Genomic DNA, 15,213 nt, shown 5'->3' with positions numbered 1-15,213 from the left:
TAGTTAATCTATCAGTGCTTCGGCCTGGCGTTGAGCATCCAGCAGTACGATCCAGTCTGATTTGGTAAAACGACCACTCAGATCACGAATGGACTTCCTGACTTTGGTCGCCCGGCGGAACAGGTTTTCAGCTTCTGCATCACGTCCCTCTTTGTGAGCCACCAGAGCCCGATAGTAGAGTGTAGTTGCCATGGCCCATTTTCGAAAGAACTCGCTCTTCATCCGACTGCTGAGTTCGATACTCTCCTGCAGGAACTGGTCTGCCTTCGCGTAATGGCCCATTCGATATTCTGCGATTCCGCAGTTGAGCGGAACATGCGGACTGTTTGGGAACAGCCGATAAGTCTCTGCCAGTTGCGCTTTGTTGTCTGTCAGATATTTGATGTGCCGCTGCATGACGGCTGTGATTTCGTCCGACAGTGCGACGTCCGCGAACGCACAGGCTTTGATGGTCCGTTCCATCACAAACGGATTCGTCGTGGGGGCCGTATCGCTAATCAGTTTCTGACAAAATGAGGGATATTCTTCTGTGTAACCGAGTTGCACCATCAGAATGGCCAGCTGGTATCCCGCTTTGTTGCGACTCTCTGTTCCCGGGGCCAGGTTTTTCCAGGCGGCCGCTAAATCTTCATAGGCTCGCTCATAGCCTCCAAAATTCATGAACTCGCCTGCCCGTTCAATATAACCCAGATAGCGGGTATCTTCCGGCAGCAACTGCTCCACTTCTCGCTGCACATGATTCAGAATGATCAGGTTCTCTAACATCGACTCGCGAATGCTGTCATCGATGCGACCTTTGGAGACTGCTTTGGCGTAGAAATTGGCGGCATCCTTTGTCTGACCTGCGTGATGCGCTGCTAAGGCCAGGTAAAACCAGTTGCTCGCCTTTAAGCCAGACAAGACTTTTTGAGTTCCATTTTTGCTGATCAAATCGTTGCTGCGATGAAACGATTCCATCGCGGCAGAATAGTCTCCCTGACGAAGCTGGGCAATTCCCAGGGCCATGTAGTTCCACTTGGCAAAGGGACCTTTCCCTTTGTTCCGGCTCTCTTTAATGGCCATATTCTCTGAAATCGCTTGCGAAAATCGCGACACGACCGCCAGCGTCTCAGGAGATTGTTTGAGATCGGAAAACAGACAGATTTTGACCGTGCGCTCCATAATCTGTAAGTCATCTGTTTCGGCGTACTCAGCCGTCAATTCTCTACAAATCGCACGGTATTCATCGAAGGCACCGAAATGAAAATTCAGGGCAGCCAGACGAAACAATGCACTGTGTCGGTCTGTGGATTTCCTCTCCAGGAACCGGACTGCTCTTTCTAAATCCTCCATTGCTTCACGGTAAAGTACAAACTTAAGCTTCTGGGTCCCTTTATTGTTGTAATACTCACCCACCCAGTTATCTGACAGGATTTCATCAGAACCACGAGCGCCTTTCCATAACCGCAGTATGTGATCTCTGCCATGCGTGGCGATCATCCGCCCATCGGCTGAGATGGCCACGGACTCGATCGCATCGAAGTGCTGTTTCAATGTGGTTCGCAGTTCTCCCGAACTGGGATCCCACAACCGGAGAGTGCTGTCGATGCTCCCGGACACCAGGGTTGTGCTGTCGGCGGAAAAAGCCAGGCAAGTGACACCGCCGGAATGTCCTTTCAGGTTGCGAATGATCTCACCCGTCTGTCCATCGTGTAGCCGAACCACATGGTTCCAGCTCCCCACCGCAAGCAACTTACCATCCTGAGAAAATGCGCCACACAGATCGGGGCCAATATTGCGCAGCCTGCGAAGTTTCGTGGGCCGCGCCTGGCTCAGATCCACCAGATCAGTTTCCTCCCGTCCTTTGATCGCCAGACGGGTACCATCGGGCGACAGTTTCAGCCAGCCAATCTGGCCTTTATCCGTCCAGTACTGAAACGTCTCGGGCTGGCTGCCGGGAGCGACAGATAAGATGGTCAGCTTCGAAGAGACCCAGTTTCCACCACCCAGATTTTCGGCGGGATGCGCCCAGACCACGGTCTTACCATCCAGCGAGATATCCATCTTCTTTGACCGAATGTAATCAACGTCCCATTCACCAACCACTTCATCGGTGAGCAGATTCTGCACCTGCAGTTTCTTGTCGTCAGGCTTCCAGGTCACCATCCACTGTCCGTTGACCGTCCGTGCCGCCCTGGGTTTGTCTCTCGCTTTACTTTTGGTAGACCAGGGCAGAGTCACGTTAACATCATCCAGGGATATAATATTGGCATTACCCGCTAAAAAGGATTTCAGCCCCGCAGGATTCGTTTTTTCACGTAACTCCCAGCAGAAAATCAACCCGGGACGACCAGGGTGAAAGAAGAGCCCGGTCTGGTCAGAATCCGAGTCCACACGCCTCGTGTTAAATGGCTGGCAGCGATTCAGATCCCAGGCCCGCGTGGCCCCCTCGGCCCCGGCTGTCCACAACTCATCCTCTGAAGTGAAGGCGAGATCGACCACGGTCTTGTCATGACCGTGAATCACGATCGGGGCGTTCTGGCCAAAATACAGGTCGTTCTCATGCGAACCAATACTCCAGACATACACGTTATGATCGCGTAAACCACAAGCCGCCATGCGTTTCCCGGAAGGAGAAAATGTAATGGACTTTAATGCCGGCATATTCAGGTAGTGGATCGGTTTGATTGGTTCAAACGTCTCAGGATCCCACAGCCGCACTCCATCATAGCCGCAGGTCGCCAGCAGTTTGCCATCGGGAGAGTAGGTAATACTATTCACGGCTTTGCGTAAAAACCAGAGCGTTTCCCATTCGGTTGGCCCCTGGACCAGTTTCCAGTCGAGCTTTGCCGGGTCATCCAGAAAACCCCGCGCCCGCGCCAGTCCCTTGTCGTAACCGACCACCAGGGTGTTTCCATCCGGCGAAAAGCACAGGACATTCACATCATCGTTCTGGCTCTGTTCATGGCGTGGCAGTTCCGTGATCAATTCCCCATCACGGGAATAGATGCGAACCCGATCGGGATACTGAACGCTGTCCTGTTCAGCGAGGAATTCTGAAACAGCGATGTACTCCCCATTCGGAGAAACAGCAAAAGTCCCGCGTCTGCCTGCAACAGTAATCGCAGACTGGGGAATCGGTTCCCAGGTATCCGTGCGATAACGCACCAGTTTGCGTTCGCCTTTCTCATCTGCTTTCGCCAGGTACAGAACTTCGCTCCCATCCTGGGTGACCCAGGGTTTAAGCCCCCAGTCAAAGGGGGCGCCAAATGACTTGATAGCTCTACGTTGCTCGGTGTCGACGATCGTAACCCTGTTACCATAATGGGGAACCATCAGGAGATTCTTTTCAGGAATCAGGCAGATCCGACCGGAAATTCCGCCAGTTCCCAGATTCACTTTCTCCAGATGAACCGCGCGCCACCAGTAATACCATTCGAATTGTCGTAAGTCTTTCTCCGTGGATTCAGGGGCAGGAACGTAGCCGGCCAGCAGCGATTTCAACTGATTGATCTTGCCGTCGTCCCACAACGTGTGTGCGTAATTCATGCCGGCCACGTATTCCCGGTAGCGGAGTTTTTCTTTCGCTTCCTCGGCCTGTCTTTGTAATTCCTCCGCCAGTTCGCGTTTTTTGTTGGCATCTTTCTCCGCGGCCACGGCAACTGCTTCTGCAGCAACCGCCTGTTCGCGGGCTTTCTGCTCTTCCTTCCGCGCTAAGACTTCGTCATCCACTTTTTGTTTCAGATGCCCTGCAAAAACAGAGGTGACGACCACCAGTGTCATCAGCAGGAGGGCTATCGTGACCGTCAGGGAGGACAAGGTTTTATTCCGACGACTCCAGCGGGCAAATCGCTCAATGGACGAAATGCGGCGAGTCTTGATCGGCTCATCTTCAATAAACCGCTCCAGGTCTTCTGCCAGATCCTGCGCCGTCTGATAGCGGTGTGCCGGGTCACGATCAATGGCTTTGTGGATAATCGTGACCAGGTCCCGCGGAATATCGGGATTGAGTTTCTCCAGCCGCGGCGGCGCCTCGCTGCTGACTCGCTTGATGAGTTGATGTCGATCGGTGTCATCGAAGGCCGGCCGCATCGCCAGCATCTCATACAGTGTCAGCCCCAGCGAGTACAGGTCCCCGCGATGATCGGATCTCCCCTCGAACGCTTCCGGGGGCATATAGCGCAACGTACCGAGGATGTCTCCCGTATGTGTGATGTTCTGCTGATCATCGGTTTTGGCCAGACCAAAGTCGGTGATCCAGACTGTACCTCTTAAATCCAACAGCAGATTACTCGGCTTAATATCCCGATGCTGGACTCCCTGATCGTGGGCATAGGCCAGCGCGGATGCGACCTGCACGCCGATACTCGCGACACTTTGCCAGTAGTTCAGTTGTTTCTGTTGCAGACGAGAGCCCGCCTCGGAAGACTGGCCCGGCAACGACAGGGAACCGGAGCGCACGCTCGAATCGGACACTCGCTCTGGAAACGTTTCGTCAAGTGACGTCGGGGGCACTGCACCAGACTGTTGCTCCGTCTCTGTGAGTACATCGTCCTCTTCAGCGGCGTCTGAGTCAGGAGCAATGATGGTCGGGCTCAACCCGTTGAGCATCAGGGAACGTGCCATCTCGGCGGCGGAGACCGTTTCGGCAGGGGTTTTACCAAGTTCGATGACCGGGACAGACCCGCTGGGGGACGCATTGTCCTGCAGCCGTTTGATTTCTTCGAGCACTTCGTCCAGGCCCAATCCCTGGATGAACTGCATCACGTAATATTGCAGGCCCTCTTCTTCGCCCACGCCGAACACGGGCACAATATTGGTATGGTGCAGTTTCGCAGCCGCTTTGGCTTCGCGGACGAAACGACGCTTCTGGTTGGCATCCAGGAGCACTTGTTGCGGCAGGACTTTGAGGGCTACGTGTCGCCCCAGTGAAATCTGCTCGGCCTCGTAAACGACGCCCATCCCGCCACGGCCCGCTTCGCGAATGATGCGATAATCCCCGAGTTGCTTTGGCTTCGAGGGGCTGCCCGGCATCGGTCCCTCAGCGGACCCGTCATCAAGCGGCGCCAGGTTTTCGACCATGACCAGGGCCGAGATAAATTCCTGTATCTCCTCGGCTAACTCCGGGTGCTTTGCGGTGTACTCGCTCACCGGCGGACGTTCGCCACGCCGATAGCGTTCCACAAATTCCTCGGCCAGGTCGGCAATCACTTGAGATTTCGAATTCACGTCGCGCATAGGGAATTCTCTCTTTCGAATCAATTTCAGGAATGATGTGAGTTTACAATCCTGAAATCGCAGGTATGAATGCGACAGGTGGGACTGCTCGATGTGTCCCACCCGTCTTTCAATCACCGTATGATTATTTCCGGATCCGTTTCCAGACTCGTAACTGGTTTCCGGAACCTTTGTCTGAAGTGAACTCCGTCGGAGCAGCCTGCCCCTCTGGGGGATGGCAAATCGTGAGTATGTCGCCCTCACTTTTAGAGATATGCTGGCCCGTCTTGCCTGCGTTATTCCCCAGTGTGACTTTGGAGCTGACGATCCGATACCCGTCTTTCAGGGACAACACTTTATATGTTCCCTGACCGATGATTATATCTCCTTTACGCGCGGTCCACGTACCATTTTTCAGTTCCATTCGAATATTCTTCAGATCCTCAGCCGGGGCGGTAACGCCGTCGTCCACGAACTTGACGAGTTGCCAGTTGCCATTGGTCTGCTGGTAGACTTTCTCGGCGATCCCCTGGTCGTCTGCAGATACCAGACCGATTTGAACAATGTAAAGACATAAAATCAGCGCGGACTTTTCAAGCTTCTGCATGATCACTCTCCCATAGATTTGAAGTGGAATCGGGGCGCAACGCGTCCCCCTGTGTTAATCAGAGAACTCTGGAAACTGCGATAGAGTTGATTTAAGACGTGTAATGGCGCGAACGTAGCGACTGCTGGCCCCGGTTTTACTCAGACCAAGTACTTCTGCTGCTTCATTCCCACTGAGCTGTTCGAAGTGCCTCAGGGCAATAATCTCGCGGTCGAGGGGATCCATTCCATTCAGGGCTTCCTGAAGTTTGATCCGCATTTCCGCTTTGATTGCTGCCTCCGACGGAGACGTCAGTTGCCCCAGCAGATGTGCTGCCAGTGACATCGAATTCGCTTCGGGCAAAGCACCTCGATAGATGGAAACCTCACGGTCGGCATCCCGAAGCTGAGTGCCCAGATGGCGACGGTGAATTTCTGCCAGTTTCAATCCCGTCATATGCCTGAGCCAGAGATAAAAGGGCACAGCGGGGTTGTCCAGATAGGTTGTAAGCTTATTAAAAATATAGAGATAAGATTCCTGAAGCACATCGGATTCGTCAATGCGCCCCTGCAGCCGCGGGCTCATTCGCAGACGAACCATCCGCTTGAGACGCTCGCGATGCAGTGAGAAGAGTTGGTCTACTGCGGCTTCATCCCCTGCGGAGGCCCGTTTCAACAGGTCGCTGATTTCGCTTGTTTCTTCAGTCATTTGTGTTCCCATACTACATTACATGCGCGGAAGGGCAGGGAGTACGCACTAAAAATGATAAAAATATCATATCCTTCCGGATTATCTGACAAAGCATCTTCAGGGAGTCTGGATTGTCTTATGGATGACGCATGTGCCCACGGTTCTGGTGTACAGCTGGGTGATTGTGCTCTCCATTCAACCGACGGTTTCGCTGGTAGAGGCTCGGTCACCTCATCCAGTCTTGCATGATCTCCCACGAATGTCATCAGTCACAATCAAATGTGACCGAAGATTGTAATCGCTTTCGGAACCGAAGAAATCCGATCTGTAATCTCGAAGCAGCCTTTTCCGGATCATATAAATTGTCTTTGAAAATCCGTTTTCGGATCGATATGCTATAAGTGTTTCCTGTCGGGCTGAATCCCTTGCGCGAATTCCTTAAATTCGGGGCTGTGATTCTGTCTTGAATCAGAAGCATGCGATCCTGTTTGAATGCTGACTGCGCCATCTTGCTATCACGAACATCATCAGTGGGGGAAGGGGATCACCGAGCAATGTCCCACAATGATCCGGACGGAGCCACGCAGAATTATTCCGGTGACCAGAATGAGTCGGATGCTGATTTCTCATGCGATTTTTTTGATGAAGAATCTCCGGCTTACCCCGAACGTATTGGCCGCTACCGGATCGAAAAAATCCTGGGCAAAGGGGGATTCGGTCTCGTCTATCTGGCGCATGATGAACAACTGGATCGGCCTGTGGCCATCAAAGTGCCGCACGCCAGGCTCATTTCCCGATCCCAGGACGTAGAACTGTATCTGTCTGAGGCGCGTACGGTTGCCAACCTGGATCACCCGCACATTGTTCCGGTGCATGATGTCGGCAGTACGAACGAGATCCCCTGTTACATCGTTTCAAAGTATATTGAGGGAACGGATCTCTCCGAAAAAATCAAGCAGCAGCGTCTCAAGTTCTCCGAATCAGCGGAACTGATTGCAATCATGGCAGAAGCGCTGCACTATGCTCACAAACAGGGCTTTGTTCACCGGGACGTCAAACCCGGAAACATTCTGGTGGGTACCGACGGTAAGCCTTACATCGTTGATTTCGGTCTGGCACTGAGTGAAAAAAATATCGGCAAGGGGGCCAAGTACGCCGGCACACCGGCCTACATGAGTCCCGAACAGGCGCGGGGCGAAGGCCACCGGGTAGACGGCCGCAGCGACATCTACAGCCTGGGAGCGGTCTTTTACAAATTGCTGACGGGCAGGCCGACCATTGCATGGGAGAAGGATACCGACATCCTGAAAAAGATTGTCTCGATGGAACCCAAGCCCCCACGGCAGGTTGACGATACCATCCCCCGGGAACTCGAACGGATCTGTCTGAAAGCGCTGGCGAAGCGTGCCTGCGAGCGATACACGACGGCCCTGGACATGGCTGAAGACCTGAGGGTCTGCCTGGCCGATATGGCGACTCAGTTGAGCTGGAACTCCAAATCACCCGGCGATTCACATTCAGGCTCCGATTCGAAGCAGTCACATGTCGACTCAGGCACTGTCGATTCCGCCATGCAGCCCATTCAGATCGTCCCCAAAGGGCTGCGTTCGTTTGACGAACATGATGCCGATTTCTTCCTGGAACTTCTACCGGGTCCCAAGGATCGGGAGGGAATTCCCGACAATCTGCGTTTCTGGAAAACCCGCATCGAGGAAACCGACTCTGACAAGACGTTCTCGGTGGGGCTGATCTACGGCCCGTCGGGTTGTGGTAAATCATCTCTGGTCAAAGCCGGACTGTTGCCTCTGCTTTCCGAAGATGTGATTTCCCTGCATATCGATTCGACGCAGGACGAGACGGAATCCCGGTTGCTGAATGGACTGCGCAAACGTTGTCCCGCCCTGACAAATGATCTGGATTTGAAGGAGACGCTGGCGACATTGCGGCGCGGGACGGGCGTCTCTACCGGCAAGAAATATCTGATCGTACTGGATCAGTTCGAACAGTGGCTGCACGCGAAACGTGACCAGACCGATACCGAACTGGTACAGGCTCTGCGGCAGTGTGATGGCGTGAGAGTTCAGTGCATCGTGATTGTGCGGGATGATTTCTGGATGGCGGCTACTCGATTCATGCGGGAACTGGAAATCCGGCTGCTCGAAGGCCAAAACTCGGCTGCGGTCGATCTGTTTCCCAGCCGTCACGCGGAGAAAGTGCTGGCAGCATTTGGTCGCGCTTTTGGAGTATTACCCGCTGATGCCAGCAGGACCACGAAGGAGCAGAGGAACTTCCTCAAGCAATCAGTCGCTGGTCTGTCGGAAAACGGGAAAGTCGTCTGCGTGCGCCTGGCGTTGTTTGCCCAGATGATGAAGGGGAAGTCCTGGACGCCCGGCACGCTGAAAGAAGTCGGCGGAACGACGGGGGTGGGAGTAACGTTCCTGGAAGAAACGTTTGGCTCATCCCTGGCTCCACCCGAACACCGTTTTCACCAGAGAGCCGCCCGGGCCGTGCTCAAATGCCTGTTGCCTGAATCCGGCACTGACATCAAGGGAGAGATGAAGTCTTACAGTGAGTTACTGGATGCTTCCGGTTACGTCCACCACCCGAAGGATTTCAACGCCCTGATCAGGATTCTCGATGATGAGATTCGCCTGATTACCCCGACCGAACCTGAAGGAGCGAATGACGACAGTGTTGCACGATCACACGTTGGCGTCGATCAGAGATATTACCAGCTGACACACGATTACCTGGTCCCCTCACTGCGTGACTGGCTGACCCTTAAGCAGAAGGAGACCTTTCGCGGACGGGCCGAACTCAGATTGTCGGAGCGTGCCGCACTTTGGACTGCGAGCCCTGAGAACCGGCATCTACCCTCGAGTTGGGAACATCTGAGGATTCGGTTGTTAACGTCCAGAAAGTACTGGACAGAGCCAGAACGGAAGATGATGGCACAGGCAGCGCAGGTCCACAGCATTCGCTGGTTGACGACCATTGCTGTTCTGGTGGGGGCGGGGTTCCTGGCTGCTTCGTACAATTCCTCACAAAATGCGATCCTGGTTGCGCATAAGCAGGAAAACAATCGCAAACAGGCCGAGTTGCTGGTTGACGCCGTACTGGCTGCGCCGGCCAGGGCTGTGCCTTATGCCATCCGGAACCTGGAACCGATTCGCGAACACGCTGTACCGATTCTGCAGAATCAGTTTGAGGACGAAGCAGTTGAACGAACAGAACGTTTGCGTGCTGCCGTGGCACTCGCGGAATTCGGACAGGTCGATGAAGGTTTTCTGGTCACCAGCATTGCAGAGGCTGAACCGGAAGAATGCGCGAATATCGTAGCGGCCCTCCAGCACATACGTGAAACTGCGCTGCACTCCCTGCAGGAACGAGCAGCGGAAGCCGAGTTGAAGCGGGACTGGCGGTACAGAGCCCGTCTGGCGATCGTGTCGCTTCTGCTGGGAGATGGGAGCATTGCACGGGACATGTTTCGACTTCGACCTGATCCCATCCAACGGACCTTCCTGATCGAGACCATTTCGACATGGCATGGTGATGTGCTTCCCTGTTTCAATCTTCCACTGGCCGAATCCGACGCCGATTATCGCTCTGGAATCTGTCTCGGGGCAGGCAGCATTCCTGCGACTGCCCTGACGACGGATGAACGAAAAGCATTGTATCCGCTCGTGGCGGACTGGTATGCAAAACAGCCCGATACTGCCACCCACAGTTCGGCGGGGTGGGCTTTACGGCAATGGAATCAGCCGCTTCCTGATCTTTCTCAGACAGACAAACCTGTCGAGGGGCGTAACTGGTATCTGAACAGTCTTGGTCTGACAATGCTGAAACTTCCTCCCGGGAGTTTCACGCGCAGAGTCAGGGGTAGCGGTTCAGACGATTCTGCCCGAATGGAGATGGGGCAGCTTCAGACAGTTAATCTGACACGACCGTTCTGGATCAGCGACCGCGAAATCTCCAGAATCCAGTTCCAGGAATTCATGGACGATCCGGATTATGCAGATGCGAACAAGCCGCAGAACTGGAAGGGGGCCAGCCCCGCCCGCAGTCCCTCTCAAGATCACCCCGTGCAGGGTGTCTGCTGGAATGACTCGATTCTGTTCTGTAACTGGCTGAGTCGGAAGGAGGGTTTGAAACCGGCCTACCTGGTGAGCGGAGAACTGGACCCGGACTCGAATGGTTATCGCCTGCCGTTTGAGGCGGAATGGGAATTTGCCTGTCGCGCGGGGACGGAAACCAGCTTCGCATCGGGGAACAACGATCTGTTCCTGAGCCGCTATGCCGTCTACGAGTCAAACTCAACAGCGATCTGCGGCAGTAAACTGCCCAATGGCTGGGGAGTGTTTGACTCACATGGGAATGTTTACGAATGGTGTCAGGACTGGTTCGGGATTTATGGGTCCGAACGCAGCGTCAATAATCCGCGCGGGCTTCCCAGGGGGGAACAGCGTGTGCTGCGGGGGAGTGCATTTGATTATGAATCAAAGTTTGCCCGTTCTGACTCGCGTGCCTCAAACCTCCCGGTCTATCGCAGTTACACGATTGGCTTTCGCGTGGCCAGAACGCTCCCCTGATAGTCACGTCTGGCAGGTCCTGTTCGATGCAGCAGTCAGCTGCACAGAGACGTCTAAGCGCGGAACAGGTAGCAGAGCGGTGCGACCCTGGAACCGAGCTGTTTCAGGCAGGACTCATACAGTTTTTCCTCAAACCTCGATTCTTCAAATCTGAGTAGAATCCGACCTCGCTCCGTCAGGTGCTGCTTGCAGTGGTGAATGTACGTGGAAAATTCTTCCGCTGACCAGTTTCCAAATCCGATCCATGTGATCCAGGTGGCGAAGATGACGTCGTATTTTAATCCCGTTGCCGGCAGGGGGGCCTGTATGGAGGAAACATACGGGCTGATGCACTGATTCAGATTTAGTGCCTGATACAGTTCCTTGTAGATGGGGCCGTCGCGCAACGGGTCGCATCCCTGCACGCTGCATCCCAGTCTTTCCCTGCAGATCCAGAGCAGATAGCCCGGACCACAGCCGATGTCGTAGACGACTTCACCATGTCGGGTATTGGCCAGTCCAATACACTCGCGGCTTTGCTGGACATACCGTTTTGCCGAGGCGAGCCACTTGTATTGAGACGGTCCGTGCACGAGTGTCTCATGGGCCTCGTTAATCGAGGCGAATAATGTATCATACCCAGTCATGTTTATGGCCTTTTCTCAGTATTCAGCACATCCGAGCACACTCAGCGTTTCCTGGCGACGATGCGAAAATCTCGATCCCGCACGTGAAATTGTGCCGGTTCAATACAGACATCGTCAGCTTGAAATCCGCCAAATTCGATCAGCTGATGTTTCAATGATTCCGGTGTGTAACCCCAGCGGTGACCGTAGGCTGGATCCTCGTGTTGCGGATCGCCATAGAAGACGTGCATGTGGTAACTGTTGGAGTCCTTGTATCCGCCCAGTAACGAGCGACAGGCAATTTCCAGATTGGGGCATTCGAGAACCAGTTTTCCACCGGGGGCGAGTACATCGTGGAAGCATCTGGCGAGTTTCTCCGCCTCCCATTTGTGAAAATGTTCCCAGACATGAATCCCTTCGATAATCTGCCACATTCGGTTTGTGACCGACGCGGGCAGGGGAGGGATCTCAGAGACGATGTCCGCAGAGGGGTGACTGTCTAGATGCAACCAGCCGTTCTTTCCTGTGCCCCGCTGACCGACTCGCAACTTGCAGTCTGTGGCAGCGTTTGCTGCACCTGCACCGCCATTGATTCCATAACTGGCAGCATCGGCGATCCGGGAGTGGTCTCCCTTGAAGTGGAGAATCTTCGCTTTTTCCATCACTGATTTCTCAGTGAAATAATGGCTGTTGTAAATCTCTGTACTCAGGAGCCGAACTCTGGCGCCGGAAACATTGCCGACCGCATTTCTGTACGTGATCTCTTTGAACAGGAGATTCAGGGCCGCCTGATCGTTCTGTTCGTCTGCGAGTGCCGCCCATTTATGGATGAACTGTTCGCTGGCCGGTGTGGGGTTTGCGAAAATCACTCCGGCGTCGACTGCTTCCCGTTTGTTGTGCCCGTTCCTCTTGTACAAATTCCATTCCTCTGGCCGGTTGACGGTGACTGCAAGATCGACGCGTGCCAGGACATCGTGCAGATGCTGTACGAGAAAAGCATCGGGATTCAGCCAGAGGACCGGCCGCCTGAAGCGTCGCAGGGCCTGGAGAATCAGACGCGGTTTGAAATCAGAGCGCTGTCTGCCGGGCTCCGGTTCGGTCAATTCACGGGTAGCGAAATCGACTGGCGCACCGCGATGGAAGCCACCCAGATCAAAGATTTTCCAGTCCACGTTGAACTTCTGGATCTGGTCAATCCAAAGGTTTCCCCAGGAACTCATGCTGGAGTCGCAGGCCGAGATGACGAGCAGGTTTTTGATTCTCATAGCAGGTGGTCACCAATTCGGTGGAGTGGTACATCGTTGGGAAATGTCTCAAAAGGAGTTCCCAGCCTTCGGAGCACGACAGGGAGCACGATCTGGTCGCGGGTGGTGCCCACGCTGACTTCGCGCCACCATTCCCGGTTAAACGTGGTGATATCAGGGGTATGGCGCCTGAGGATGACGCCGCCATTCCATAATCCATAGCCAGGGGGATGCCCCTCGGACTGATACCGGGTCACCGCATCTTTGATTTGTCGCGGGTCTCCGCGATTCACGTTGATGCAGTGATTCGCTTCTTCATAAATGCAGTTCCGTCGTGCATGGCGATGCAGAGCGAGATCTTTATTGAGTTGATTGACGGCTCCGTTCAGATTGTGCAGTTCCACCCGGCCATCAATCCAGAGGGAAATGTCACAGTCGAGCACTTCATGCGCGAGGATCTTGAACGACTTTGCCTGCATCAGCGGGTCTCCCGTCGGGCGACAGTAGTGAATCTTCCATACGTTCGACTTCAGTCTGGGATTGTCGGTAAAACAGACGAATTTCACTCCCGGCATCGGATCCAGCGGTTCCTTTAAAGTGTCGTATCCACCGAAGATGGCGGTGTAGACGACCACCGTTTCCCGGTGCAGGATCCGGTCCATCGCAGTAAGATAGTGATTGTCACCATACGGGTTTGTTAAAGCTGGCCCTGCGAGCGCCTGTTGCATCACACCTGCCAGTTCTGCTGCTGTAAACTGAACTGGTACGGTCGGGATGTCCGGAAACAGAGACGTAGCCGCCGGGCACTCAGTAGAGACTGCGGGCAGACCGGCGGCGGCAGCATTCGCGAGCTTGATCTGGGGCTTACAATGGCGGTTTAACGCTGTGTCGAACGGGGGGAGCCGTAATGCCAGAGCCAGTGATGCTCCCTTCAGAATATTACAACCGTCTCCCGTTACGAATTCTTTACCGAGCATGCGACAGGCTTTTTTAATCCGATCCAGGCCGGAATCAATAAAGCATTTCAGGCCGGAATATACGATCGGGCCGTCCGGGTGATACCAGCTCTGCTCGATCCGGGAATCACTCTGGTGCGGAACCAGGTGCACGCCGACGTGATCAGGAACCGCTGCGCGCATCACTTCATAACAGGCAGGGCTGGTCGCGATCAGTTCATCGAACTGGTGCCGCTGATATTGCGATCTCCAGTAATCAACGGGGGCGATGTCGGTTTTTGTGGAGCAGAAGACGTCCAGTGGGTCGTAAATCAGACGGTCGCATTTCCCGCGGATTGTGGCGGGGCAGAAACCGTCCTTGATCGAGATGATGGTTTTGCGGCGGACCATACTGGGAACCTGTCTGGGAGCGATCAGTTTGCACGCGAGGTATTCTGACAGCGCGCTGCCCCGCATCTCCACACCGCCAAATGTCCGGTCGCCTACGACAGCGAAATCCCCTGTCTTTTCCGGTTTCGTTTTTGCCTCCGCCAGTCCTGCTGCCCGGTCGGGTGGGACTTTGAAATGTTTCAGAACCGGTTCTACATCGAGTCCCAGCTCTTGGAACCCGATGAGGTAATTGCGGATCCGGTCCTTATATTCCACGGAGTAGGGGGCTCCCTCGGGGCGCTGGAAGCGGTGCGTCCAGCGGAGCCACGGACAGCAGAGAACCCGGTTACCGTTTTTCCGGAATTTCTCCATGATGTAGGTCTCGCACCCTCCAAAGCCTCGAAACTCGGGATGAAAGCCCGGCCACGCAGCACGTCGACAGGAGAAGAGCCCCATCCCCTGCTGCCAGATCTCGAACGGCTCCCCTTCCGGGGCCCGACCACGCTCATCAACGGCCCAGACGCCCCAGGCGCCTTTACTCCACTGGGGACGCTGATGAGTTGCCGAAACGGCCCCACTGTCCGTGAGGATCGGACCGGATAAGAGATCGCGGCTGTCCGGATTCATCCGGTAATAGTCGATTAACTTTTGCACTGCTCCCGGGGCCAGCAGGACGTGACAGTCAATGCAGAGAACCGCTTCTCCGCGTGCCTGGCGGAAGACTTCATTTCGCGCCTGTGCTGTACCGGTCGCAGCGTCATAAGGAAAATAAGAACCGTAGGGGACGCGCTTGCGCATCCAGTCTTTAACGAGCTGTCCCTGCTTCGAATTCGGGTGATTGTCCACGACTACGATTTCACAGTCGCGCATGACATCGGCATGGTGCATCATCAACGACGTCACGGTGAAATAAACTCCGTCGAAATCGTCGAAGGTTGCCATGCCAATTGTGAGAAAAGGTTTGCTCAACTTACAATA

The 15,213-nt window shown here is 54.5% G+C and carries 7 protein-coding genes; 1 reads left to right on the top strand and 6 read right to left on the bottom strand.

Annotated features, from left to right (window positions below; all coding sequences use genetic code 11):
• Positions 1-3 precede the first annotated feature (3 nt).
• The 3 genes from Enr10x_RS14180 to Enr10x_RS14170 all read right to left on the bottom strand — a co-directional run bounded on the left by Enr10x_RS14180 (position 4) and on the right by Enr10x_RS14170 (position 6,490).
• The gene (locus Enr10x_RS14180) at positions 4-5,217 is read right to left on the bottom strand and encodes a WD40 repeat domain-containing serine/threonine-protein kinase (protein WP_145450165.1); all 5,214 of its coding nucleotides are present in this window, start codon (positions 5,215-5,217) and stop codon (positions 4-6) included.
• 124 nt (positions 5,218-5,341) lie between these two features.
• On the bottom strand, positions 5,342-5,803 hold the full coding sequence (locus Enr10x_RS14175; protein ID WP_145106628.1) for a hypothetical protein: 462 nt from the start codon (positions 5,801-5,803) through the stop codon (positions 5,342-5,344).
• Between the two features lie 54 nt (positions 5,804-5,857).
• Positions 5,858-6,490, bottom strand: a complete 633-nt coding sequence (locus Enr10x_RS14170; protein ID WP_145106631.1) for a sigma-70 family RNA polymerase sigma factor — start codon at positions 6,488-6,490, stop codon at positions 5,858-5,860.
• A 536-nt stretch (positions 6,491-7,026) separates the two neighbouring features.
• On the opposite strand from Enr10x_RS14170, the gene Enr10x_RS14165 reads away from it, so the two are divergent.
• Complete coding sequence (locus Enr10x_RS14165; RefSeq protein ID WP_197996477.1) at positions 7,027-11,061, top strand: bifunctional serine/threonine-protein kinase/formylglycine-generating enzyme family protein; 4,035 nt, start codon at positions 7,027-7,029, stop codon at positions 11,059-11,061.
• Positions 11,062-11,114: 53 nt separating this feature from the next.
• Here Enr10x_RS14165 and Enr10x_RS14160 read toward each other — a convergent pair whose 3' ends face one another.
• From Enr10x_RS14160 to Enr10x_RS14150, 3 genes are read right to left on the bottom strand one after another with little or no spacing between them, the layout of a single operon-like run.
• Entirely contained in the window at positions 11,115-11,687 is a 573-nt protein-coding gene (locus tag Enr10x_RS14160) for a class I SAM-dependent methyltransferase (protein WP_145450162.1), read from the bottom strand.
• 41 nt (positions 11,688-11,728) lie between these two features.
• On the bottom strand, positions 11,729-12,931 hold the full coding sequence (locus tag Enr10x_RS14155) for a methyltransferase domain-containing protein (protein ID WP_145450160.1): 1,203 nt from the start codon (positions 12,929-12,931) through the stop codon (positions 11,729-11,731).
• Positions 12,928-15,204 carry a glycosyltransferase domain-containing protein gene (locus tag Enr10x_RS14150; RefSeq protein WP_197997612.1) on the bottom strand — a complete coding sequence of 759 codons (2,277 nt, stop codon included), beginning with the start codon at positions 15,202-15,204 and terminating at the stop codon, positions 12,928-12,930. The genes Enr10x_RS14155 and Enr10x_RS14150 overlap by 4 nt, the downstream gene beginning before the upstream one ends.
• Positions 15,205-15,213: the final 9 nt, after the last annotated feature.

Origin of the sequence: Gimesia panareensis (assembly GCF_007748155.1) — a bacterium.
Lineage (GTDB): Bacteria > Planctomycetota > Planctomycetia > Planctomycetales > Planctomycetaceae > Gimesia > Gimesia panareensis.
Note: the sequence above shows the minus strand (reverse complement) of the source record. Positions and strands in the feature narration are given on the sequence as shown.

Bases quoted from the DNA above. Each gene is read 5' to 3' on its own strand.
- Enr10x_RS14180 (WP_145450165.1), bottom strand. From the start codon at position 5,217: ATGCGCGACGTGAATTCGAAATCTCAAGTGATTGCCGACCTGGCCGAG.
- Enr10x_RS14155 (WP_145450160.1), bottom strand. From the start codon at position 12,931: ATGAGAATCAAAAACCTGCTCGTCATCTCGGCCTGCGACTCCAGCATG.
- Enr10x_RS14175 (WP_145106628.1), bottom strand. From the start codon at position 5,803: ATGCAGAAGCTTGAAAAGTCCGCGCTGATTTTATGTCTTTACATTGTT.
- Enr10x_RS14160 (WP_145450162.1), bottom strand. From the start codon at position 11,687: ATGACTGGGTATGATACATTATTCGCCTCGATTAACGAGGCCCATGAG.
- Enr10x_RS14170 (WP_145106631.1), bottom strand. From the start codon at position 6,490: ATGACTGAAGAAACAAGCGAAATCAGCGACCTGTTGAAACGGGCCTCC.
- Enr10x_RS14165 (WP_197996477.1), top strand. From the start codon at position 7,027: ATGTCCCACAATGATCCGGACGGAGCCACGCAGAATTATTCCGGTGAC.